This window comes from Alishewanella sp. d11 (assembly GCF_049390205.1).
In the GTDB taxonomy this organism is placed as follows: Bacteria; Pseudomonadota; Gammaproteobacteria; order Enterobacterales; family Alteromonadaceae; genus Alishewanella.
The window spans coordinates 194,252-216,936 of sequence record NZ_CP186547.1 but is presented as its reverse complement, the minus strand read 5'-3'; the positions used below and the strand labels follow the sequence as shown (position 1 = coordinate 216,936).

At 37.8% G+C, this 22,685-nt stretch carries 21 protein-coding genes and 1 pseudogene; 16 read left to right on the top strand and 6 right to left on the bottom strand.

Annotated features, from left to right (window positions below; genetic code table 11):
* Positions 1 to 922: 922 nt before the first annotated feature.
* The 4 genes from ACO1PK_RS01105 (at position 923) to ACO1PK_RS01090 (ending at position 7,537) form a co-directional block, all read left to right on the top strand.
* Positions 923 to 1,882, top strand: coding sequence for a reverse transcriptase domain-containing protein (locus ACO1PK_RS01105; RefSeq protein WP_423186844.1), 960 nt, complete (start codon positions 923 to 925; stop codon positions 1,880 to 1,882).
* Positions 1,869 to 3,221 (top strand): AAA family ATPase, encoded by a 1,353-nt coding sequence (locus ACO1PK_RS01100; RefSeq protein WP_423186843.1) that lies wholly within the window; start codon positions 1,869 to 1,871, stop codon positions 3,219 to 3,221. The genes ACO1PK_RS01105 and ACO1PK_RS01100 overlap by 14 nt, the downstream gene beginning before the upstream one ends.
* Positions 3,222 to 3,815: 594 nt before the next feature.
* The gene (locus ACO1PK_RS01095; RefSeq protein WP_423186842.1) at positions 3,816 to 5,858 is read left to right on the top strand and encodes an ATP-dependent nuclease; all 2,043 of its coding nucleotides are present in this window, start codon (positions 3,816 to 3,818) and stop codon (positions 5,856 to 5,858) included.
* The gene (locus tag ACO1PK_RS01090) at positions 5,858 to 7,537 is read left to right on the top strand and encodes a UvrD-helicase domain-containing protein (RefSeq protein ID WP_423186841.1); all 1,680 of its coding nucleotides are present in this window, start codon (positions 5,858 to 5,860) and stop codon (positions 7,535 to 7,537) included. Before ACO1PK_RS01095 ends, ACO1PK_RS01090 begins: the two co-directional genes overlap by 1 nt.
* A 292-nt stretch (positions 7,538 to 7,829) precedes the next feature.
* On the opposite strand, the gene umuC is transcribed toward ACO1PK_RS01090, so the two are convergent.
* Together umuC and umuD are read right to left on the bottom strand one after the other, a co-directional pair.
* The gene (gene umuC, locus ACO1PK_RS01085) at positions 7,830 to 9,110 is read right to left on the bottom strand and encodes a translesion error-prone DNA polymerase V subunit UmuC (RefSeq protein WP_423186840.1); all 1,281 of its coding nucleotides are present in this window, start codon (positions 9,108 to 9,110) and stop codon (positions 7,830 to 7,832) included.
* The gene (gene umuD, locus ACO1PK_RS01080) at positions 9,107 to 9,538 is read right to left on the bottom strand and encodes a translesion error-prone DNA polymerase V autoproteolytic subunit (protein WP_423186839.1); all 432 of its coding nucleotides are present in this window, start codon (positions 9,536 to 9,538) and stop codon (positions 9,107 to 9,109) included. The genes umuC and umuD overlap by 4 nt, the downstream gene beginning before the upstream one ends.
* A gap of 579 nt (positions 9,539 to 10,117) precedes the next feature.
* Here umuD and ACO1PK_RS01075 point away from each other — a divergent pair.
* From ACO1PK_RS01075 to ACO1PK_RS01065, 3 genes are all read left to right on the top strand, one after another.
* Entirely contained in the window at positions 10,118 to 10,573 is a 456-nt protein-coding gene (locus ACO1PK_RS01075) for a hypothetical protein (protein ID WP_423186838.1), read from the top strand.
* A 236-nt stretch (positions 10,574 to 10,809) separates the two neighbouring features.
* Entirely contained in the window at positions 10,810 to 11,154 is a 345-nt protein-coding gene (locus tag ACO1PK_RS01070; RefSeq protein ID WP_423186837.1) for a hypothetical protein, read from the top strand.
* A gap of 42 nt (positions 11,155 to 11,196) precedes the next feature.
* Positions 11,197 to 12,162: a hypothetical protein gene (locus tag ACO1PK_RS01065; RefSeq protein ID WP_423186836.1), complete on the top strand. Its 966-nt coding sequence runs from the start codon at positions 11,197 to 11,199 to the stop codon at positions 12,160 to 12,162.
* A gap of 19 nt (positions 12,163 to 12,181) precedes the next feature.
* On the opposite strand, the gene ACO1PK_RS01060 is transcribed toward ACO1PK_RS01065, so the two are convergent.
* A complete protein-coding gene (locus tag ACO1PK_RS01060; RefSeq protein ID WP_423186835.1) occupies positions 12,182 to 12,832 on the bottom strand; it encodes a DUF6988 family protein in 651 nt (216 codons plus the stop codon).
* A 354-nt stretch (positions 12,833 to 13,186) separates the two neighbouring features.
* Between ACO1PK_RS01060 and ACO1PK_RS01055 the strand changes: the two genes are divergently transcribed.
* From ACO1PK_RS01055 to ACO1PK_RS01045, 3 genes are all read left to right on the top strand, one after another.
* A complete protein-coding gene (locus tag ACO1PK_RS01055) occupies positions 13,187 to 13,909 on the top strand; it encodes an Eco47II family restriction endonuclease (protein WP_423186834.1) in 723 nt (240 codons plus the stop codon).
* Positions 13,910 to 13,995: 86 nt separating this feature from the next.
* Positions 13,996 to 15,291 carry a DNA (cytosine-5-)-methyltransferase gene (gene dcm / locus ACO1PK_RS01050; protein WP_423186833.1) on the top strand — a complete coding sequence of 432 codons (1,296 nt, stop codon included), beginning with the start codon at positions 13,996 to 13,998 and terminating at the stop codon, positions 15,289 to 15,291.
* A 281-nt stretch (positions 15,292 to 15,572) separates the two neighbouring features.
* Entirely contained in the window at positions 15,573 to 15,806 is a 234-nt protein-coding gene (locus tag ACO1PK_RS01045; RefSeq protein WP_423186832.1) for a hypothetical protein, read from the top strand.
* Here ACO1PK_RS01045 and ACO1PK_RS01040 read toward each other — a convergent pair.
* On the bottom strand, positions 15,803 to 16,282 hold the full coding sequence (locus ACO1PK_RS01040; RefSeq protein ID WP_423186831.1) for a 5' nucleotidase, NT5C type: 480 nt from the start codon (positions 16,280 to 16,282) through the stop codon (positions 15,803 to 15,805). The genes ACO1PK_RS01045 and ACO1PK_RS01040 overlap by 4 nt on opposite strands.
* Positions 16,283 to 16,438: 156 nt before the next feature.
* Here ACO1PK_RS01040 and ACO1PK_RS01035 point away from each other — a divergent pair, with 156 nt between their 5' ends.
* The gene (locus ACO1PK_RS01035) at positions 16,439 to 16,678 is read left to right on the top strand and encodes a hypothetical protein (RefSeq protein WP_423186830.1); all 240 of its coding nucleotides are present in this window, start codon (positions 16,439 to 16,441) and stop codon (positions 16,676 to 16,678) included.
* 112 nt (positions 16,679 to 16,790) lie between these two features.
* Here ACO1PK_RS01035 and ACO1PK_RS01030 read toward each other — a convergent pair whose 3' ends face one another.
* Positions 16,791 to 17,132 carry a hypothetical protein gene (locus ACO1PK_RS01030; protein WP_423186829.1) on the bottom strand — a complete coding sequence of 114 codons (342 nt, stop codon included), beginning with the start codon at positions 17,130 to 17,132 and terminating at the stop codon, positions 16,791 to 16,793.
* Positions 17,133 to 17,624: 492 nt separating this feature from the next.
* Here ACO1PK_RS01030 and ACO1PK_RS01025 point away from each other — a divergent pair, with 492 nt between their 5' ends.
* On the top strand, positions 17,625 to 18,674 hold the full coding sequence (locus tag ACO1PK_RS01025; protein WP_423186828.1) for a hypothetical protein: 1,050 nt from the start codon (positions 17,625 to 17,627) through the stop codon (positions 18,672 to 18,674).
* Positions 18,675 to 18,759: 85 nt separating this feature from the next.
* Here ACO1PK_RS01025 and ACO1PK_RS01020 read toward each other — a convergent pair.
* A pseudogene (locus ACO1PK_RS01020) lies at positions 18,760 to 19,164 on the bottom strand (integrase core domain-containing protein); the annotation flags it as partial.
* A 367-nt stretch (positions 19,165 to 19,531) separates the two neighbouring features.
* Between ACO1PK_RS01020 and ACO1PK_RS01015 the strand changes: the two are divergent.
* The 4 genes from ACO1PK_RS01015 to ACO1PK_RS01000 are packed head-to-tail and all read left to right on the top strand — an operon-like array spanning position 19,532 to position 22,624.
* Positions 19,532 to 19,693, top strand: a complete 162-nt coding sequence (locus ACO1PK_RS01015; protein WP_423186827.1) for a hypothetical protein — start codon at positions 19,532 to 19,534, stop codon at positions 19,691 to 19,693.
* Complete coding sequence (locus tag ACO1PK_RS01010; RefSeq protein ID WP_423186826.1) at positions 19,694 to 20,233, top strand: ABC-three component system protein; 540 nt, start codon at positions 19,694 to 19,696, stop codon at positions 20,231 to 20,233.
* On the top strand, positions 20,233 to 20,736 hold the full coding sequence (locus ACO1PK_RS01005; protein ID WP_423186825.1) for an ABC-three component system middle component 5: 504 nt from the start codon (positions 20,233 to 20,235) through the stop codon (positions 20,734 to 20,736). Before ACO1PK_RS01010 ends, ACO1PK_RS01005 begins: the two co-directional genes overlap by 1 nt.
* Positions 20,726 to 22,624: an AAA family ATPase gene (locus tag ACO1PK_RS01000; RefSeq protein ID WP_423186824.1), complete on the top strand. Its 1,899-nt coding sequence runs from the start codon at positions 20,726 to 20,728 to the stop codon at positions 22,622 to 22,624. The genes ACO1PK_RS01005 and ACO1PK_RS01000 overlap by 11 nt, the downstream gene beginning before the upstream one ends.
* Positions 22,625 to 22,685: the final 61 nt, after the last annotated feature.

The following is a 22,685-nucleotide window of genomic DNA, read 5'->3' as shown; positions in this document are numbered from 1 at the left end:
GTTTCAGCTTAAGGTGCTTTCTGCAAACCATAACTAGGCCAACTGCCATAACCGCCATAGGGATTAACCATAAAATTTCCATATCTGTCACTCCTCGCACGCGTAAAATTTTCCTGTCGAAGTTCAACAGGCTCTTTACTCTAACTTAATGAATTAGACTGATTTTGCAAGCGTTTTCAGACTGCCAAACAGATTTAACGAGATAAAAATGCTTGCATTTAACGCATAAAATTATCTGCCTGTAAAACATACACTGAATGTCCGAACAGTATGGTATTAAATCAGAAACAGCTTAAGATGGTGATTTGCCATGATATGTCACTTATCAATACAGTTAACAACGCATTTGGCCGTGCGCTACCCGCAAGGTGTATCTTCAAATGCCGACCAATAAGAAATCTAAATGGTGGCTGTTTTCTAATGTTCGAAATTCGCCAATTGCCGAGAGTTAACTAATTAGTCAGTCTGTTTTGTGCCAATTGCAGAAGTTGGGAAGAACTTAGGTGACAGGCCGCTTCGAGCTAAAAGCGGTCGGTAGAGTTATTCATCTAATTAATGATAGCAAGTGCGGCATAGCTGACTTAAACAATTAGTCAGTGTTTGGCTAAAAGACTCTCAGATGGGTCGATGTCAGTCAGAAAGCAGATTCTAACTTTACTCTTAATTAGAGCTAATACTACTTGACCACTTCACATTGACTATATAAGAAAGTGAAGGTTATAATCTGTTCTACCAGTGACTAGGAGTAGCTCCAGTCATAAAGCTGGTCCCTAGAAGTCATCAGTTGATTTCTGCTATCCATCCCTCTTACTTTTTAGAGGGTGGGTAGTTGAAAATAGGGCATTCCAAAGTAAACCAGCAAACCTTCTATCTTTTTATCATCACAACTGTGCTCAATTGCATACAGAAGCAAGGATTAACGATGAGCAAAAGAACACTTGAACAAGCATTTAATGCCGTTTTTCATGATAAAGCAGCGTTTGTTGATTTTTGCGCTATTGATGTGAGCAAGGAAGTAGAAACTTTTAGCGTTTCAGATCGAATAGTTTATAAAACCTCTGATAAATTCAAAAAATACTTACGCTTTGTCGATAGGGTCATTCTGCGTTTTTTAGCGAAAGATGAAGATGTTGTTCATTCCTTTACTAAAGGAAAGAACACTTTAACAACTGTACAAGCGCACAGTGGCAATAATTACTTCTTTCTCACAGATATTAAAAATTTTTATCCTAATGTAAAAGCTGATGATGTTTTGCGTCTCATGAAAAGGGATAGTCACTTAGTTCCTATTGTAGATATAGAAGTGTATATAGATAGATTAACTTCCATGATGACTTTTGGCGGTTCAATTCCTATTGGTTTTCCTACGTCTCCTCAATTAAGCAATGCTTTTTTATTTGAGTTTGATTGTGCGATTAAAAGTCACTGTAAGGATAATGGACTAATTTACACTCGTTATGCTGATGACATTGTTATATCAGGTAAAAGCTTTGATGAGTTAGCTGAACTTAAAACTAATGTACAAATATTACTTCAAAAATATGCTTCCCCTAACCTTTTCTTGAAAGAAGAAAAAACACATATTACTCACTTGGGGAACAAGGTGAAAATTTTAGGGTTACTAGTTTTGCCAAATGGCAAGATTACTTTGGACGCTAAATATAAAAAGAAGCTAGAGCTATTGCTACACTTTTATACTACTGATGAAGACAAGTATAAAAGTTTTTTGGAAGAAGAGTTTAAAGGAAATGAAAAGTCATTATTCGGTTTGCTGCATTATGCAAAAACAGTTGACCCATCCTATTTAGAAAAACTACAAAGAAAATATGGCGTCTATGCACTAAGAAATTTCATGGAGGAAAAGTGGAATGATCACCGATAAGGTTACTCTTAAGAATATAAAATCGATCACTAATCTGTCGGTTGAGTTTGTTTTTACTGATTCAAATTTCTTGGTAGTTACAGGCAAAAATGGATTGGGTAAAACCTCAGTAGTTAAAGCATTTCACTTGCTGAAAGAGCCTCAAATATTTGAAAAATCAGCTGGCTTAAATGCGGTAAGTGAGAATAGTGAAATTAGTTTTACAATTGATGGGTTTGAACCCTTTCATTTTAATGCCAATAATCCAAAGATGGTTTTAGATTCTCGCAATAAATTACCTAGTTTTGAAGACGTTGTGGCTGAATTGCCAATACCTTATGGAAAACGATTTGGGCAATTTTCTTTAGTTGCAAGTTATGATAATGAGATTAGAAATAGTATCGCTGCAACACAATATAAAGATGCCAATGACGTAAAATTGTTTTTATCAGAAGTCTATTTATCGGACAAATTTAGTGAGCTTAAAGAAATAAGCATTGGAAAAAATATATTCTACATAATTTTAAAACATGAAGATAACTATGTGCGAGAGGATCATTTTAGTTCTGGAGAGTTCTTTCTAATACAGCTTTACCGATTATTGACATCAGGGGCTAAGCTTGTTTTGGTTGATGAGTTGGATGTAGCGTTGGATGCTGCCGCCCAAGTTAGGTTATATAATGCAATTAAAAAATTACTCAAAAAATACCAAACACGTTTGATTGTTATATCTCACTCCTTAGCGTTTATGAGAACTGTTGATGACGGTAGTTTATACTATTTAGAAGAAAATGAAGGGAAAGTCACTTTAGAACAACGGTCATTTGGTTACATTAAATCAGACTTATATGGTTTTAAAGGGTTTGATCGTTATATCCTGACAGAAGACCCTGTATTAGAAGGATTTATAGAGTTTATTATCATAAAGTATTCGATAACGACATATTATCAGCATAAAACAATTGGTGTAGGGGGAGTTAATCAACTTCGTATGCTGGTAGAAAAAAACGATCATGAGCAAATATTTACGACACCTGAAAATATTATGGCGATTGCTGATAGAGATGTTATTTCTGAACTGAGTACAGGATATAATGGAAGAGCCAGAATTCTATGTTCTCCAGTGGAAGACTTGGAACTATTCATTTTTAATAATCGTAGTACATTGCTTTCCGAGGTTGAACTGCCTCCCTATCGGGAGGCAGACGCACCTAAAAAGGCCTCGAAAACCTATTGGAAGTATTTAACAGTCGATAAAGGTATCGTTGCCAATAAACTTTATGATTTGATTGTAAATAGCAATCAAGAAAAAGCCCAGCAGTTTGCTGAGCAGATTCAGTCCTTCTTGGTAATGGATTGAATTTATGCTGTACACTGAGTTAAGTAAAATGAAGAGGATTATTCACAGTGCTATTTCCACTTATATCGTGAGCTGGGCAGGATTGTAACGGTCTAATTTTCCTAAACACTTTGTGAGCGGTAATATAACCATTCATAACGATATTTAAAATGGACCGAAGGCGCTGTTTTGACTAAACTTCAATGGTACTTGCCAGCAAAACCTCCGTGCGGAATACCAACGAAAGCTAATGTCAGCTATCAAGGAATTTTTGACTTTAACCAAGATTACTCAAAGGCGGATAAGTACCTAAATGTGCGTTTATATTAAAGTTTGATAATTCTTAATAGTGTTTGATCATTTATAATATAGTTTGATATTTTTTGGCGATTTTGGTGAGGAAGTCGGTTAAGTACTAACACATTTCTGCCCCAAAACGTTTTAGATAGGCCTTTCTCAACGATTAAAATTTCTTATCCAAAACATGATATTTCTAAAAAATTCTCACCGCTTAATATGCTAGAGTTCACTTATCAACTGATTGCTTAAGGTATAGTTAGATTTCTTGATTATTTAAGCGACTCGAACAGAATCCTCTACAAAAAAGTGGTAAGCATGTTATTAAAGAAACTAGTGGTATCTGGCTACAAAAGCATATCCATAAGCCATCCTCAAACGATAGAGTTTGATCCTCAGCTAACAGTTTTTATTGGTCATAACGGAACAGGAAAAAGTGCTACGTTAGAAGCTCTAAATAAGTTGTTTTCAATCGACCATTCTTTACGTGGTATTATACCTTCTGATTTTCACTTACCTGACGATGTGGATCCTGTAACACCAAGAAATTTAACAATAGAGGCATGGTTCAGTCTTGCAAATGCAAACGGAAATCCATCGATTCCACCTTTAATTAATGGACTTACAGCATCTAGTTCAACAGGTGAAATCATATTTAGGGTTCGCTTAGAAGCAAGCATAAGCTTTGATTACAACCCTCTAGGGGATGTAGACGAAAATATTTGGGTAATCGATGGCGATATGGAAGAACCTGAAGACGATAACAAACATCGTTTATCTGCAACCCAAAGGAATGCGATTCAAGTCAACTATGTACCTGCCAATAGAGATCCATTAGTTCAGTTAAAATACTCATCAAAAGCCATATTGGGTCGTTTGCTCAAGGCGATTAAATGGTCAGAGGGGGAGCAAGAGTCTTTTGAAGCACAAGCTCAGCAACTGAACCAATTAGCATCAGACAACCCAGCTTTAACCCAGATTACACAAGCCATTAATCACAATTGGCAGGAGATATACAAGGGGCGTCATCTCAGTCAAGCTGGGCTTAATTTTCCTGTCGGTGATGTGGATGAAATATTGAGACTTATACAGCTTCAGTTTATGCCAGATGCAACTGGAAACAAGGTTGATACTAGTCGACTGAGTGATGGCCAAAAATCTCTAGTTTACTTTGCTCTAACCAAAGCATTATTTGATATAGATAAAGCGACACGACAAGCTGTTGTTAGTAATCAACCATCAAATTTTGATGCTGATAAGATGAAGCTACCTATTTTTAGCTTGATTGTGCTTGAGGAGCCTGAGAACCATTTATCACCACACTATTTAGGTCGAATAATAAAGCTAGTAAAAGATTATGGCGCGACTGAACTCTGTCAATCAGTTATTTCTACACACTCTGCTTCATTGGTTGGGCGTATAGAACCAACACAAATACGTCATTTTCGATTAGACAATGAGAAAATATGTACAAAGGTTCAATCTTTATTATTGCCTGAAGATAGCGATGAGCAAGCTAAGTATATTAGCGAAGCTGTAAAGGCCTATCCTGAAATTTACTTTTCTAAATTAGTGATACTGGGTGAAGGTGATAGTGAGCAGGTTGTTCTTCCGAAGTTGCTGGAACACTTTGCAAAAGGCATTGACGGTCATTCAATATCGGTGGTTCCACTTGGTGGGAGGCATGTAAATCATTTCTGGCGTTTGCTTAATTCTCTGAAGATCCCTTTTGTTACACTATTGGACTTTGACATTGATCGTAATGGCGGTGGTTTTGGCCGTATGAAGTATGTCGTGGAACAATTACTTTTAATGGATGAAATAAAGAGTAAATATATTAACGAAAACATTATTCCTTATATCCCCAACTGGAATAGCGATCGAAACGCTGATTCGTTTTCAATACATTATGAAGATGGAAAAACAAGGATAATTACAGATGAATTAGAAGAATGTAATGTTTATTTTTCTAGTCCACTAGATATCGATTATTCAATGATTTGTGCTTTTCCTGAGATCTTTTGTGAAAAAGATGAAGCTTATGGAGAAAGAGGTCCCTCTGATGGCAAAGAAGATGAGGAAGAAGAAGATACTGTAAAAAGAGAGGCGGCGTTAATTAAAGCTGTACTCAAAAAAGGAAATGTTGGTAAACGGTTTGATTTTGGATCGGATTGGGAAAGGAACTTCTTATGGTATCGCTATCGTTTCTTATCGAATAAAAGTAAACCCGCATCTCATGTTCGTATGTTTACCAAACTTGAGGAGCAATATACCTCTCGAGAGATACTAGAAAAGTTACCACCAGAGTTAACACGATTGATGGAACGTATTGTCGAGTTGTCCGAACAGGTAGTTGAGTAATGACTGATTGGAAGCCATCAGAGAGCATAGAAGCTACAACTGAACTAATGGATATCATTACCTGTGATGCATCGGTTGCTGTATTAGCAAGTGCAGGTGCAGGAAAAACAGAGTTGTTGGCTCAAAAAGCAAATTATTTGTTCTTTACAGATAAATGTGTTTGGCCAAAAAGAATATTATCTCTTACGTTTAAAACCGAAGCTCAGTTAAACATAAAAGAGAGAATTAATAAGCGTTGCGGTCATAAAGCTACACGTTTTGACTCTTTTACTTTCCACGCATTCAGCAAAAGTATCGTTGATAGATTCAAAAATACTCTTCCTGAAAATGAACGTCCGATAGACAATTACGATATCGTCTTTCGTCGCCAAGATGCTAATGGCTCCAACAAAATATTGATGGATGACTTGCTAGCTTTGGCAATACGCATCTTACGAGCAAGAGAAGATCTACGGACAATGTTCTCTTATTCTTACGCATATGTTTTTGTGGATGAGTTTCAAGATACGACTGATGAGCAATACGAGTTGTTACAACTGTTGTTTCAGAACTCCGATACAAAAATTTTAACTGTTGGAGATATTAACCAAAGCATCATGTTATGGGCTGGAGCTCGTCAAACTGTATTCACTGACTTTTTAAATGACTTTTCGGCACAAAAAAAATTCCTAGTTAAAAACTACCGAGCGTCTAGTGAAATACAAGATGTACTAGCAGTAGTATTGCAATTTGTACAGAATCCAAGATCTACATTCCAAGAAGTATCAACAATTCCAGAAAACTGCTCTCTACATGCTTTCAGTGATGAGCATCAAGAAGCCTCATTCATTGCTCACAGTATAAATGAAGCAATCAGCAGTGGTATCGACGCAAGCGATATTTCTGTTTTAACTAAGCAGCAGGCATCACAGTACACCGAAATATTGAGAGCTGAGTTAACGAGGCTTGGTATAAACAACCTCGACATGACCGACTTACAAGATGCCTTAAAAGAACCTCTTGGGCAATTATTTTCGCAGTTCTTAAAAGCGTTAGTGCGTCCTGAACCCAAAGCCATGACCGAGCTGTTTAAAGTTAATTTAGCCTTAAACAAGGTTGAATCTGATGATGATAAAGAAGAAGAACTAACTACTTCTTTAGTTAACTTCATCTCACTAAAGCAAGAGTTAATAACAACAGCAACAACGGCTGATGACTTGTTATCTTATATTCAAAGCTTTATTCATGAGCTTGGTATGCCAAAAATAAAAGGAAGATGGAAACAATATAAATCTTCTGCTTATTTTAATCATGTATGGCAAGCGCTTGAAGTACATTTGAGAAATATGTGTAATCAGACCAATTCATTAGAAGATGCTGCAAAGTTATTTAGTGCTGAGAATGCTGTACATTTAATGAACATCCACAAGTGTAAAGGTCTTGAATATCACACTGTATACTTTATGGGGCTAGAAGATCAGGCTTTTTGGAACTATGCGGAACAAACATTTGAGGATAATTGTGCAATATACGTTGCCTTGTCCCGCGCTAAAAATCACATATGCGTAACTATTAGTAAACGTAGAGAACATAGGAGTAATTGGCAGCATGATAATAGGACTTCGACATTTGTTGCTGTAAAGCCTGTTATAAGCCTGTTGAAAAATAAATGTAAGTTTGCTGCTACGAACCATACTTAAGACATCAAGATACTTTTACTTATCCGAACAAGCCAAGTTAGAGTTGGTGCTCTAACTTGGATATGTCCAAAAGTGAGTTTTAAAATGATCAAATTTTATTATCAGAAACAGGCATACGTCCTCAGATAAATTATCAAACTATTGCGTTGTTACCGATCATGACAACCTTAATTTTTTATCAAACTTTAATATGGGCATACACTAAATTTCCATTTTTTTGAACGTCTGCTATCTTGGGTAAAACAGTCACTGGGCTGAGGTAGGTCGTATGACCGCTATTCGCTCAAAGCAGCTATTTAACTAAGGGTAAATCAACCCAACTGGTAGTGTATTGTGGTGACAACATGCCGCGCTTCATTGACCAGTCTTGCTTTATACCCTGACTGGCAAACCAGACCTTGCCTTTACCACTGTCATTAAGTTTATCAATAACAGTCATAAGAGCTTTACTCTGATAGCTTGGCGGTTCAGGCTCAAAAAGGCTACCTTGATATACACCTTCATCGTAAAAATCTGACAGCATCACTCCTGCTTTTGCGTAGCGATAACCGTCACGCCAGATCTTATCAAGTAGTTTGTTTGCAAGGCTAATGAAATCACGAGTGTCAGCGCTCGGTGTTACAAGTGAAGTACTGATACTATTTGAATAATATGGATCACGGTCTTTATCGCTGAATGGGCTGGTTCGTAGAAAAATACTCAATTGCTTTGCTACTTGTTGCTCTTTACGCAGTTTTTGGCAAGCACGGCTGACATACTCACTAATCGCTTCCTGCATCTGCTGTTTACAGATAATTCTTTCACCAAATGAGCGTGAACTTACAATTTCCTTTTTAGTCGGTGCTACTTGTTCCAGTTCCAAACATGATTCACCGTTTAGCTCTTGTACAATACGAGATACCACTACAGAAAATTGCTGTCGCATAAAAGCAGGTTCAGCATCAGCTAGGTCAAGAACAGTATAGATCCCGAGTTTATTCAATTTTACGGTTAACTTGCCTCCAATCCCCCATACTTCACTAACAGGCAGCAAGCTCATCAATTTGCGTTGCCGTTCTCTGTTTGTCAGATCAACAACACCGCCTGCTTTTGTCCATTTCTTAGCCGCATGATTTGCTAACTTAGCCAGTGTTTTAGTCGGAGCGATGCCAACACATACGGTAATACCAATCCATTGTTGAATGGTACTGCGAACTTGCTGACCAAATTGAGTTAGGTCAACGCAATTACTGACACCAGTCAGGTCAAGAAAAGCTTCATCAATAGAGTAGACCTCAACAGTTGGCGCGAGTTGCTCTAGTGTTGTCATCACTCGTGCTGATAAATCAGCATACAGCGCGTAGTTAGATGAGAAAGCCAGTAACTTACCGTTCTCTATATGTTCACGTATCTGAAAAGCGGGTACACCCATTTTAATACCGAGTGCTTTAGCTTCTTTCGAACGCGCTACAACACAGCCATCATTATTCGACAGTACAACGACAGCAGCATCTTTAATGTCCGGCCTGAATAGCTTCTCGCAGCTAGCATAGAAGTTGTTACAGTCGACAAGTGCAAAGCATTTAGATGTCATGTTTTTATGATATTACGTACGATGTTCGTTACTACGCCAAACAGCTCAAACTCATCAGTATCTTTGATAACGATAGTTTCAAATGCTGGGTTATGAGGTATCAGCTGTATGCTGGGACGCAAACAAAGCTCTTTGACTGTGAACTCACGATTTATAGATGCCACAACAAAATCACCATGTTTCGCGGTTAATGAGCGATCCACAATCAAGATATCTTTGTCGTAAATACCAGCGCCCCTCATCGAATCACCACTAACCTTAACGAAAAACGTAGCCGCAGGATGCTTAATACAAAGTTCGTTTAGGTCTAACGATGTTTCAACGTAATCTTGTGCAGGTGAGGGGAATCCAGCTGACACCTTATTACTAAAAAGTGGAAGCAGAATTGCACTGCACGACGATACTTGACCGAGTATTTCAACTGTCATATTACACCTCGATATATGTATGAATATACAGTATAAGGCTGAAGTAGTAAAAGTGGTAGTCCTGAGTTGCTCAGTTTGTTGTTTGAAAAACTGGTTAAATTTATCTACATTTACGTTACGTAAAATTTAAAGTGAGTTTTAGTATGGAGACGCTAGAAGTTAATGAAGCTCAATTCAGGCAACAGCTGTGGAGATGGAAATCAGTAGGACGAACTCTCTTAAACCTGCCTAGAATTGAAAAACGTGATCACAAGTTAAGAATATCAGTCATCAGCGTTGACAACATAACGTGCTACTCACTCAAGAAGTCGTTCGATAGCTATCAGCAGCTATTAACTTGGTACGGTAGCATATTAGACGAACTAGAGTGATCGAGCGTCTTGATTTGTGTAATTAGTGTTAATTTTCACTAGACTAGTGACAAGCCCATCAGATTTGTCTAAGTTAGATACAAGAACAGTACTTTGTCTCTGAAATAGCTAAATATTTACACTTTAATAATGACTAGTGGTCATAGCAAAAGTTAAACAAGAATCTTAGTTGTTCAGGGTTTAATTTATAGAACTTTAGAGATACTTCATGTTAGGTAAGATAATCGGTTTTGTAATTGGTATTGCGTTATTTAAATTGCCAGGTGCAATTATTGGCGTTCTAGTAGGGCATTACATAGATAAGCTATCTAAAAAAAACAAATACGCAAAATTAGAGCATGCAGAAACAGAAATTGACACTGAAGAAGAGATTTCATTTAAGTCACTTGATCCCTTAACAGTAAACCAATATGAGTTAGTGATAAAAGGCTCAAAGTTGTTAGAGAATATCTTAAAGACTAGATTTTCAGCTGAAGGTAAAGGATTGCATGAATATACAACGTCTATTGAGAATCAATTACCTCAAGCATTAACTAAAAAGCTACGCTGGATTGCATCTGTGCGAAATCAGTTTGTTCATTCGAATGCAATAATTGATTGTCCAGCTGAGTTCTTCGATGCGGTTACTTCATGTATCAATCAACTTAAAAAAATTGAGATCTAGTTCTGTATTCGTTTATATCGTTCCTTTATTTGTGTGATTAATGTTAATTTTCTCTAGACTAGTGACAAGCCCATCAGAGTTGTCTAAGTTAGATACAAGAACAGTACTTTGTCTCTGATTTAGAGTAAAAGACGCACTTTAATAGATATTAAAGTGCAAAAGTTTTTAGCTGCGGAATTACGCAGCTTACTTTACTGATTTAAATTTTTGTTCATTCATTTTAAGAGAGAGTATTAATGGCCGAGCGGGTAATGCCCTTCGCAAAACGAACGGTTGATGAGAATACAATATCTGACCTCTTCTGTATTGCTGCTGAGCAAGCAAAAGCTGCTAATAAGGTTTCTGAGGCAATGGATTGCGACTTCATTATTCCTTTTTCAGAATCTATTCTCGATATAATATTTGATGCTGTTGGTGCGCCTGATGACAATGAGTTTAGAGAGCCATTTTTCGAATTGTTCTTTGATTGGGTGCATTCTGAAACTCAGAGCATGCAAGAGTTTCTGAAGGAGTTTTACCTGTGCCTTGACGATCATCTGCACATGTATAGCGTCCGTGAGCATGATAGTGAGCCAACCTGATATTCTGATAAGTTATTTAATCAGGGCTAATAGCGAGTGATAATGAGAGAACCTAGACATGTTGCGACTGAACTCAGGTATGCACTGCGAAATGGCGTATTTGTATCAATTGAAGACTTATCACTTGCGGAGCGAGGGCTTGCATGTAACTGTATATGCCCCAATTGCAGTGTTGCATTAGAGGCATGCCTTGGAGAAATCCGTCAGCATTATTTTAGACACTGTAAAGATTCATCGGATTGCGGTGCAACTAATGAGTCCGTTCTACACGCTTTTGCCAAGCAGTGCCTCAAGAATGCCGTTGGAACAGAGAAGGTATTCAAGATACCTCGTACTGAGGAAGGCAAATACATACCTAAATTACTAGGTGGCGAAAAAAGTGATTCCGTGACAATTACCGCCGCAGAACTTGAAAGTCGTGACGAAACTACAGGTACGATTACCGATGTGAGATTAACCACATCAAATGGTTGGATTGTGAATGTGGAAATTACGGTAACGCATGGTATAGATAGAACTAAGACAGCTAAAATTATTTCAGCCAAAGCTTTCACATTAGAAATTACACTTAATACCCATTCATTAAATTCTTTCAAACTTGAAGACGTTGAAAAAGATATTTTTGGCTTAGATGGTAAGACTGTTTGGAATCATCCAGATGCTGAGAGTTGGCAGTATAATCCAAAGCTTGCTTATAGGACTAAGCAAAAATTTACAAAACCCAAAGTTAATCCCCCTCCTAGATTACCTCCTAAGCATGTGATTACCATACCTCAGAATGTCAGTTATGAATTAAAGGATTGCTATCTTAGCCATAGTGCAATACCTGTCGATAATGGTATGAATTTAACGCTGGAGTATTGCGACGAGAATGGGGAAGTATTAAACCTCCCTGTTATAAAAACTTATGCCAGGCATTATGCTGATCTGTTTAGCCAGCTTCAGCCTGGCGCTAAAATTATGGTGATTAGGCACAATGGCGAAGTGGTTAATGTCCGCAAATACTAAGCTCAGATAAACTTAATATTTAACCATGAATAATTGGCAAGCAATCGACGAAGTGATGATGCATCTTTCTGACCGGCTCCATGGCTTCCTCATATCCAGTTAGAATTGACAGCATTTGCATATTTATAGCAGCAACAGCGTTACAGTTTCGAAGAGAATCATAGATCACCTTGGGTTCATAACCTACTCCATTGCTGACAAGTGCGGCAAGACCACTGTGAGTAAAACTGTTAAACGCTGAATTGTTGATGCCTCTAAAATCATTCAACTGCCTAAGAATGTGAGCTGGAGCATTCGACTTTTCAAGATCTTTTAGCATCACCCCGATTAAGGGCGTTTCAAGCTTCTTTATCTCGTCAGGGCTAACTTTGCCTGCTGTTGAAAGTTTGTTAAACCATGCTTCAGTATCTGCGTACATTAGCCAAAATCCGCATAGCAGACTTTCATATTGCGGGCGCATTAATGCAAAGCCTGATGATGTAAAACCATCAGCAATTAACTTAAGAGAAGATAGGCCATGTTCAAATGACAAAATGCCTGACTGAAAGGCCATTCGCAATTTGAGCTCAGGCATTGCTTCAAGATGCTGTAGCTGCTCAACGTGCTCCGCCATAAAATCATACATTTCAAAGCAGCGTGGCAATATTGCTTCTAATTCTTTTTCGTACATAACTATTCCTTTAGTATCGCAAGGCTAAAATTTAGCGAGAGCATTTAGATGCCGAAATCTGACAAAGGATTAGCTCGTTTTAAGCGCACGGTTGAAATCTCGGCTCATCAACGCGCATACCTTTGCCACTTAATTTGCAAGTATGATATTACTTGATTTTGTATAAATAGTGTTAATTTTCACTAGAGTAGTGACAAGCCCATCAGATTTGTCTAAGTTAGTTACAAGAACAGCACTTTGTCTCTGATTTAGAGCAAAATAAGCACTTTAACTGATATTAAAGTGCAAAAGTTCGTTAGCTGTTTACTTGCAACTAGCAGGTTTAACATGGATATTCACTAATAAGGAGCACTTATGCCTTACTTGTCATACATTACTGACACTGATTTTGAAGCAATTGTCCGACACATCTTATCTATCGGATTCCAAAGAAAACAATCTGTACAAGTCGAATTTGAAAAAAATGTTATTGACCCTTTTGCAACCATCTTTGATGCTGCTGTATCAGGTTTTAATCATCAAACATGGAAAGAATCTGAGATGGTTAGACAATGTCAGAAAACTCTCACTAATCATATCGGTAACATGCATCAGAAAATTCTAGGCTCTGTTAAAGGCTGGGAGGACATGACTGTTGGCGGGGAAGTTGATTTGCGCTCAACAAGTAAAAAAATAATTGCTGAAGTAAAGAATAAATACAATACTCTTACTGGTGGTCGATTAGCAGATGAATACAACTCTTTGTCAGACAAGGTAACTAAGAAAAGCAGTACTTATTACGGTTTTACTGCATATTTTGTTAATATTATCCCCAAAACACCCACAAGATTCGATATTCCATTTGTACCTTCTGATAGAAGTATTGGTTCTAAAGTACCTGCACATGAAATGGTGAGAATGATTGACGGTGCTTCTTTTTACCATCTTGTAACTGGTGAGTATGATGCGCTTAAGAACTTTTATAACGCACTTCCACTAGTGATAGAAAAAATCATTAAGAATGAGTTCGGAATGCCTGAGTTTGTCATTGAAGACAAGCATCTCTTTGCACTTTATTTCAATAAAGCATTTGGTTAACAAAAATAACCATGCGTAATGTTTGACATGAGTACTGTATAAATATATACTTGTAACCATGACCAATGTTGCGCGGAATTTTTATTATGTATGGAGCAAATACGAAAAAGGATTTTTTCACAATTGCTGAAGTTGCAGACATTTTAGGTGTTTCAAAAGAAACCCTTCGTCGTTGGGAAACTTCCGGTAAATTAGTGCCTGATAGGGATGGAGACAACAACTATCGTTTATACACTCGAGATCAGATAGAGTCTTTTGAGCAAGTCCAGCAGCTATTTGATAGCAACTGGGATTCTGAGTTCTTAACCAAACCTTTAAGCGATTATTCAATTGTGGAGCTTTTCGCCGGAGCAGGGGGACTAGCTTTAGGGATGGAAAAAGCTGGTTTTAAATCTGTTTTGCTAAATGAACTTGATCAACACGCCTGTAAAACCCTAAAAGAAAATAGACCGAGCTGGAATGTTGTTCAAGGTGACATCTCTAAGATAAGTTTCACTCATTTAAAAGGTCAAGTCGATGTGTTATCAGGAGGGTTTCCTTGCCAAGCATTTTCTTATGCAGGCAAAAAGTTAGGGTTTGAAGATACACGCGGAACTTTATTTTTTGAATTTGCAAGAGCTGTTAAGGAAATACAGCCCAAAGTGATCCTAGCAGAAAATGTTAGGGGCTTGCTAAAGCATGACAATGGCAAAACGCTTGAAACTATCAAATCAATTATCGATGAATTGGGCTATGAAATTCTTGGTTGTAAATTGCTAAAGGCAGTATTTTATCAAGTCCCACAAAAAAGAGAGCGTTTGTTTATAGTTGCTGTACGAAAAGAACTTATTAGTGATGTTGATTTTTCATGGCCCTCTCCATACAAGAGAATAATGAATTTGAGTGACGCACTAAAGGCTGGTGAGTTATACCCAGAAGATGTACCTCTTTCAAATGGACAAAAGTACCCCGCAAGAAAAGCTGAGATTATGGCAATGGTTCCACCAGGGGGATATTGGCGAGACCTTCCTTACGATGTTCAAGTTGAGTATATGAAAGGAAGCTTGCATCTAGGTGGCGGTAAGACCGGCATGGCAAGAAGACTAAGCTGGAATGAGCCGAGTCTAACACTTACATGCGCACCAGCTCAAAAACAAACTGAACGTTGTCATCCTGATGATACAAGACCGTTAACCGTTAGAGAATATGCCAGAATACAAACATTCCCAGATCAATGGGTTTTTTCTGGGCCGATAACAGCTCAATATAAGCAGATAGGTAACGCAGTACCTGTTAACCTTGCTTACGCCGTTGGAAGATCAATAATAAGGATGCTTAACGCAATTGAGTTACCAACGCGTAAAAAATTAAGTGACTTAGATGAGATATCTAATGTAGCCTAACCTAACTAAAATCTGCAGTGTTTACCAGGTGGTTGCCTTAATTAATCCACCTGGTTATCTTAATGTTAAAATTAATTTCTCTTATCAAATATATTCACTCTTTCTGCTGTCAATAAACCTCAATACATCTCCAAAATCTTAAGTTTCTAAACCACGCATGCGCATAGTAAACTAAACCGAAAAACGTACCTCCCATAGCATCTATGAGATGAGCCGAAAAGGTTGATAATTTTAATCAGCTTGTATGCATTGTATTTACTTAATGTTAAAAGTTATTTTGTGTGAATATTGTTGAAGTTAATGAGGCGCAGTTTAGAAAGCAGCTTGAACGCTGGCATACTGCAGGACGCACATTGCTCAATTTACCAAATGTTGAGCGAAAAGCTGGGAAGCTTACAATATCGTTTATTAGCCTGGATAACGGAACGACGTTTGTTTTAAAAAACAAATTTCACAGTTACCACGAGCTATTAAGCTGGTACGGCAAACTGATAGACCAGGTGGAACAGACTTAGTTGCCTGTGCTCTTCTGGCGTAAGATCTCAACGAAATACGCTTTAACACTGGCCCAATTTGGGAATTGATCGCTGCCATAATGGATTAATTCACCCTGAAAGTCCTCTTGGCCAAAACCTGATTTTTTATCGTCAATCAGAAAATCTCCTCGAGAGAGTCCTTTATGCGCACTAATAATCAAACGGTGGCAATGTTTAAAGCCAAAATGGCGCTCAACCCAGAGTCGTTTCTCGGTATAGCAGAGCGGGTTATGTACTGAAGGGGCTGTTAGCAGCAACACCAAAAACTCAGGTTGTTCAAACAACCAACTAGCAGTCTCGATCGCATTTTCGTAGGGTGGTAGATTCAGAAAAAATCCTGCCTGACTCTGAGGGTAGGGGATATCAGGCTGTAATGCCCGTGCAGTGTCATGCATAGTCTGATAGTCACAAAGCGTGTCATCCATGTCGATGTAGATAATTTTATGTCCGTTCATATCGTCCCATTATTCAGTTTGCTTGTGTCCAGTGTATTCAATTTATTTGAATTGAACCAGCTAGATAGGATGATGTTATGCTATTTTATATCTCACGACCAATATCAATTTTGATAGAGCTAGTTATAGCTTACCTCATGGTTAATAGGAGAGCATATGAGTTATCGAGTAACGCTAGGTTTGCAAAATGAGATAGCATTACCAGACGCCTTGTGTCAGGAGTTAGGAATAAAAATTGGTGATATTATGCGTTTTGAATCACAACCTGACTCCTCGTCACTTATTGTGACAAAACATACTGACCAAGCTCTGACCGATGACGATATTGCGCTCGCGGGAGATCTTGCTCGTATTTTTCCGCTTGGCCCAAAGCATGAGCTGGATGTTATCGAATGAGTGAGTGTTTACTGTTAGAAAAATTTTCAGTTTACTATGATAAAGCCCCTCTCAAAGCCAACTAAACTGGTCGAATTCGACCAGTTTAGTTAGTGTTCTACTAATGTCGTGTTTATTGTTGTCTCGAGTTATCATCAACAGGGTTGGGTGCTTTTGCCAATATACGCTCAGCCAGTTCAGAACCATTCAGACTTTGTGGGTAAACCATCAATACACCTGATACACGACTCAGTTTTATGTTATTGAAATCCAACTCGCACTCGCGGGGGATAACCAGTATTTGTCGGCCTTCAACACGATATAACTGAGCTGTGTGATAGTCGGTATCCGTGTCTGTTAAGTCGGTTGATGCTTTATCCTTTCGCAACCTAGGAGCAATTAGTAGGTAGTAACCGATTGCTATAGTGAAAGAAAACGTGAGTAACGAGAGTAATAAGTATTGGCCTATGGTCACTTTGTTGTGCTCCTTAAATATCGTTAATGAGCTCACTAACCTTAATGAAATTTTATGCAAAAGCCAGTCAAATCTTTACAAGCTTTTCTGCACTTATAAACTGACATTTTTTATTCAGGGTATGCACTATAACAGTGCTGTAAGAAATGGTATTGGGAATATTAGTAAAATGAGCGGTTTAAAATAATTGCACCCAGGATGAGAATCGAAGGTACTGGGCGCTTATCTGCCGGTAAACGGCTACCTTGTCAGCTTAAATGACGACTGTGCTACTTAGCTCCCTCTATTGCTTGCATAAAGTTGCCTAAAGATTGTTACGCATTGAAAAAAATATCATTGGCGAACTTTCTTGTTAAAAGTTGTTTTAGATTTAATCATTTTAAATAATTTTAATAAATACAAACGCATGAGTTAATATTGTTTCGCATGATTGCGATAGTAATGCATATGCGTTACTATCAATGCGTGTGCAAATTTCAGACAGGTTTTTAGGTGGGTAAAGAGTTAACAGAGTTCATAAATAAGTATTTTGATATTTCAGTCGAGATAACTCCGCTTGATATAACTATGCCCTGGGCGGCTAAACACTGGTTTGACTCAAGCCTACTCAAGATAGGTGGTTTTGAATTTCTTTGTTTGAGTCTGAAGCCCGATGCGGTGCCAATCCAAGAGATACAGTTTTCTTTGAGAAAAATTCGAGAGGCTGAGTTTAGTTGGCCTACTGTTATCCATAGCAAAGTGCACTATCCTTTACTTGAGAAAATTGCTCTCGTTAATAAGATTGGTTTAATTGTCCCTGATTCTTATTGTTACCTTCCTCAGTTTCTACTCTTTGCTGGTCGCAAATTGTCTCCCGTGAAAAATAACAAAAAGCTCGGAATACTGGCCACGCTTCTGTGCGTCTTTTACCTGGAAGGCTTGCTGCCAAGGCTCTTTAAAACTGGTGATGTGAAGATTGATGCATCTAAAGCAGCTATATCTCGCGCATTAGCGGAGCTAGAAGCTAAGGGGATTGTCACTATTAACCGGAAAAATAAAACGTACCACATCATGTTTAAACCTCTAAGAGTAGCGTTGTGGGGTAAAAGAAATGTGCTATTTTCCGCTATTTATAGTGCTCCCGTTTCTATAGCGCGTCATTCAATGAGCGATCTTAGTTTGCGGGGTAATCTTTCAGCTTTAAGTTACTACTCCAATCTTTCCAGTCCGGAAACTCCCTTTTACATCATCGATATTGATAAAGATATCAGGAAAGGCTTTCCGATGTCAGAGTCAACTATTAACACTGCGGCTTTGGCTCATCTTAAAAGGAAAGGCGTTAAAGTCATTGAGGATGGGGAGCTATATCATGGCAATGTGAATATTCAAATTCAGCCATATCAAATTCAATATTTTGATAAAAGCGACTCAAATATTACAACCCCTGTTTTCACTTATCTAGGGGTAGAACCTGGTGACCCAAGAACCTATATTGCACTTAGTCAGTTAGAGGAGCTAATTAACAAAAATCTCTTCTCTTTAGATGAGGCAGATTCAGCTTAAGGTGCTTCCTGCAAACCAGAAAAAGGCCAACTGTCATAACCGCCACAGGCGGCGTTTTTCAAGCTAGTTGTCACCATTGGCCGTTTTAAGCGGCCTGTTTTTGTACCTTTTTAACTAATTTTTTTTCTGGATTCAGCGTTGTCGGCCCCACCGGTGTGCAGTTTCGGACTTCGCGGTTTCCGCAGCGGCTTGGATTTGCTGCTTTCGCCGCTTTAACCCGTTCTTTGCGTCGCGCCAGTATCGCAACGTCCTGAACGGTATGACGTAGGTGCGGTGTCACGAAACGCAACTTACTGTGTTTATGCTCGTAGTTGTACCAGCGCGTAAATTTTAGTACCCACGTTCTTGCTTCATCAAGGCTTTTAAAGCCTGCTGATGGCCAGTCCGGCCGGTATTTGCAGGTGCGGAACAGTGACTCTGCAAACGGATTATCGTTACTTAGCCGAGCTCTGGTGTAAGATGTGGTCACGCCAAGTTCAGCTAACGGAGCGGTTTTATTGTTAACTAGTTAAATAGTGAGCTTCATTTTGAGGGCTTTGTGCCAAAAGTGGACTTTTAGTTTTCGCTTTGCATAAATTTTCCCAAATTGATCCACCATATAACCCCAAATGAAATACTCTGTGGTCATGTTAAGAGTAATTAGCGGACTGTCTCAATAGATTTTGTCTGAAGACATTATAAATCGAACAGAGAAATATGTTGAAAAAGAGGAACAATATCGTTAGTTTTCTATGGGCAAGACTCTAAACAAACGAAATAAACGCTCGACTTTCGGATGCTAAGCCACCAGCTAAATTGATAGACAGTGCAAATTATCACTCACTGTATGGGTAAATTAATAAATTTGAGAGGGAAACATGGATAATTTAATGACAATTGGCTTGATTGTTGTAGCTGTTTTAGCTGTGTTAGGTCTTGGAATTAGGGTTACTTTGAACTTTAATGGTGGTAATAAGAGTAATATAAAAAATGTGCAAGCTGGTGGTGACGTCGTCGGTAGAGACAAGGTTCAAAAGTAGATGTTGAATTGGTTCAGAAATATCAGGGCGGGTGGAGATGTTGTCGGACGGGACAAGATCACTAACATTCTCCCCACACCAACGCAAATGGAATTACTTTCTCAGAGGTATATTGAGGAAAAATCAAATCAAGAATTAACTCACGTGATTATCGATGAGCTGACTCACTACAGCAATGAGAAATATGACATTAGAGATCTAAAAGAAAAGCTCAATGAAGCTGGCTTTTCTTATGTTATTGATGCGGGAGAGCAGCTTAAAGAAGAAGTTAGTAAGTTAATCATTAGAAATCAACACTATAAATCTGCACAGAAAATCATTACTTATTTGCTAGCTGAGGTTGAGTCAATTTTCAACGCAAAAATTAAGAGTGAATTATTAACAGTAAGAGAGGAATCCGCTCTCAAATTACTGTTTCGAACTCACTTAGAACAAGAAATTCAAACTCATCTCGGTGAAAATGTTTTAGAAATTTATAACCGCCAGATCAATGGAATGGTTTATTTCCTAACGGGGAACTGCCACTTGGAGTGGAGATAATGCTTCTATACAACAAAGCGTTAGATGCAAATCATTCGTTACTACGAATGACATCGTTGCTAATTTCCTGGAAGACAGAAACAGTCGAGAGTGAAGCACTTCGAATATTTGATTTTTTAATTGCAAATCCTGCGCATATTGAAAAGTTATCAGTGCCAAGAGATAAATTCATTGAAAGGAAAGAATTTAAGAAATATAGAAATCGATATCAGAACTTTGATCCAAAGGGTCTTTTTAATGCAATGAAAGAGATGCATTTCATTGTTATTGAGCGTTTTGTTGAAATAGGAGTTTTACAGTTAGATAGTGATACCTCTAAATATCGCGTTGCGCTTGCGAACATACCTGAGGGATTGAAGACGTTGGCTGAATCAAAGGTGAATAGTATATCTAGTCAAGCAATAAACTTCATTATATCTAATTTGACTCCAATTTCAATCGCGGGGTCTGATGGATTGAAAAAGATAACAAATCTAATGGATTACAAATACGATGTTAATTAAACCGACTTTGAGGGTGGATAGGCTTTATGTAAAGAGAGGTTCTCAAGTCGCTTTTGATGAGAATTTTCATTCTGGAATAAATGTATTATTCGGTCACAATGGTTCTGGTAAAACTTCTGTTATTCAGCTTCTAATGTATGGATTGGGTTACGAAGTTCCAAACTGGAAAGATGAAGCAGGTCAATGTAATAACATATTTGTAGGGCTAACAATAAATGGTAATGCTCTAACAATCAGACGTAAAAATAACGGCACCGAAAAGCAATCAATGGATTTTTGTTTTTCTGACATGGATACAGCATTACGTTCTCCCCTTACAAATTGGGTTAGCTTTCCATACGCAATTGGAAGTAAGCCAAGCTTTTCACAACAAATGTTTGAAGTACTTGGTATACCCGAAGCAAAAGCAGATGCTAACAATAATAATATAACTTTACACCAGATATATCGACTCCTATACGCTGATCAGTCAAACACCTCCCGCGCAATTTTTAACAATGAACCATTCGATTCTGCTTTTAAAAGAGAGTCTGTAGGTAAATATCTATTGGGCCTCTATGACAATGAGTTGTATGAAGCAAAAATAAAGCTTGTTGAGGAAGAGAAAAAATTACAAAAGATAGTAGCTAAACTTCAAGCTATCCAATCAGTTGTCGGAAAGACTTCTTTTGGATCAGATTATGGTACTTTAGATGAACAAAAAAATTCAATTTTAAATGAAATAGCCTCAATTAATGTTGAAATTATGAAGATAAAAGATGAATCTTTCTTTTCATACGATTCGGAAAAGAAAGAGACAGAGACATCTGCCAAAGACAGCATAGCAATTCGGAGTAAATTGCTTGAAGTTGAAACTGAAATACAACAGCTAAATTATAACATTTTAGATTCTGAAGATTTCGTGTCAGAGCTTCTGGATAAAAAATGTGCATTGACAGATTCAATAAAAGTTGAAGGATTGATGGGCGGATTTAAATTCTCTTCTTGCCCAAGTTGTCACAAGCCTCTAAAAGAAAAAGCCAAAGACTGTTGCTGTTTATGTGGTGATCTAATTGAATCGAAAGAGAAATCTAATAGCCTTTTGAGAATGAAAAATGAAATAGAAATTCAGCTCCGTGAGTCCGAAAAGTTATTAGAAAATAAAAGAGCAAAATTAAATGAGCTTATAAATAAACGTAAAGAGCTAAGGACGGATTTTCGTAAGCAGATAAGTAAAGTAACAGCCATAATGAGCTCGGTCGACGCAACCAAAGAAAAACAAATTTTTGAACTGTATCGGCAAACAGGTGAGCTCGAGGAAAAATTACAAACATTAGATAAAATTGCGGAATTGCATAACTCTTTGCTTGAGTTACGTTCTGAAAGAGATAATGTCCAAGCTGAAGTTAATAGTTTAAAAGATAGAATTGATTCGATCGGAATGCAAAGGCTCAAGCGAGAACCTGAGATTAACGCTCTTATTTCAGAAAAGCTCTGCTCACTACTACGAAAAGACAATGGAGCAGAGAAAGAATTTAAGGATGCAAATATTGTTGAGTTTGACTTTGCAGGCAACAGTGTATCTGTGAATGGAAAAACTGCGTTTTCAGAGAGCGGAACAGTTTTATTGAATAACGCATTCCACGTAGCATTATTAATGGTATCTCTAGAGAAAAAATACGTTCGTTTACCTCGATTTTTAGTGTTAGATGGTATTGAAAATGGTGGAATGGAAGATAATCGGTCACAGAATTTTCAAAAAGTTGTAGTCGAGGCTTTATCAAGCTATGAGGTAGATTTTCAATTAGTATTTGCAACCAAAAATATTGATGAAAGTTTAAAATCAAAAAAATATATGGTTGGCGATGAATATAATGGGTCAAACAAGAGCCTGAAATCGTTCAGCTAACTCTCTCAGCTAAAAGGCAGCTTGTGACAAGTAGTTACTCCGACATGTCGCATTGCCTAGT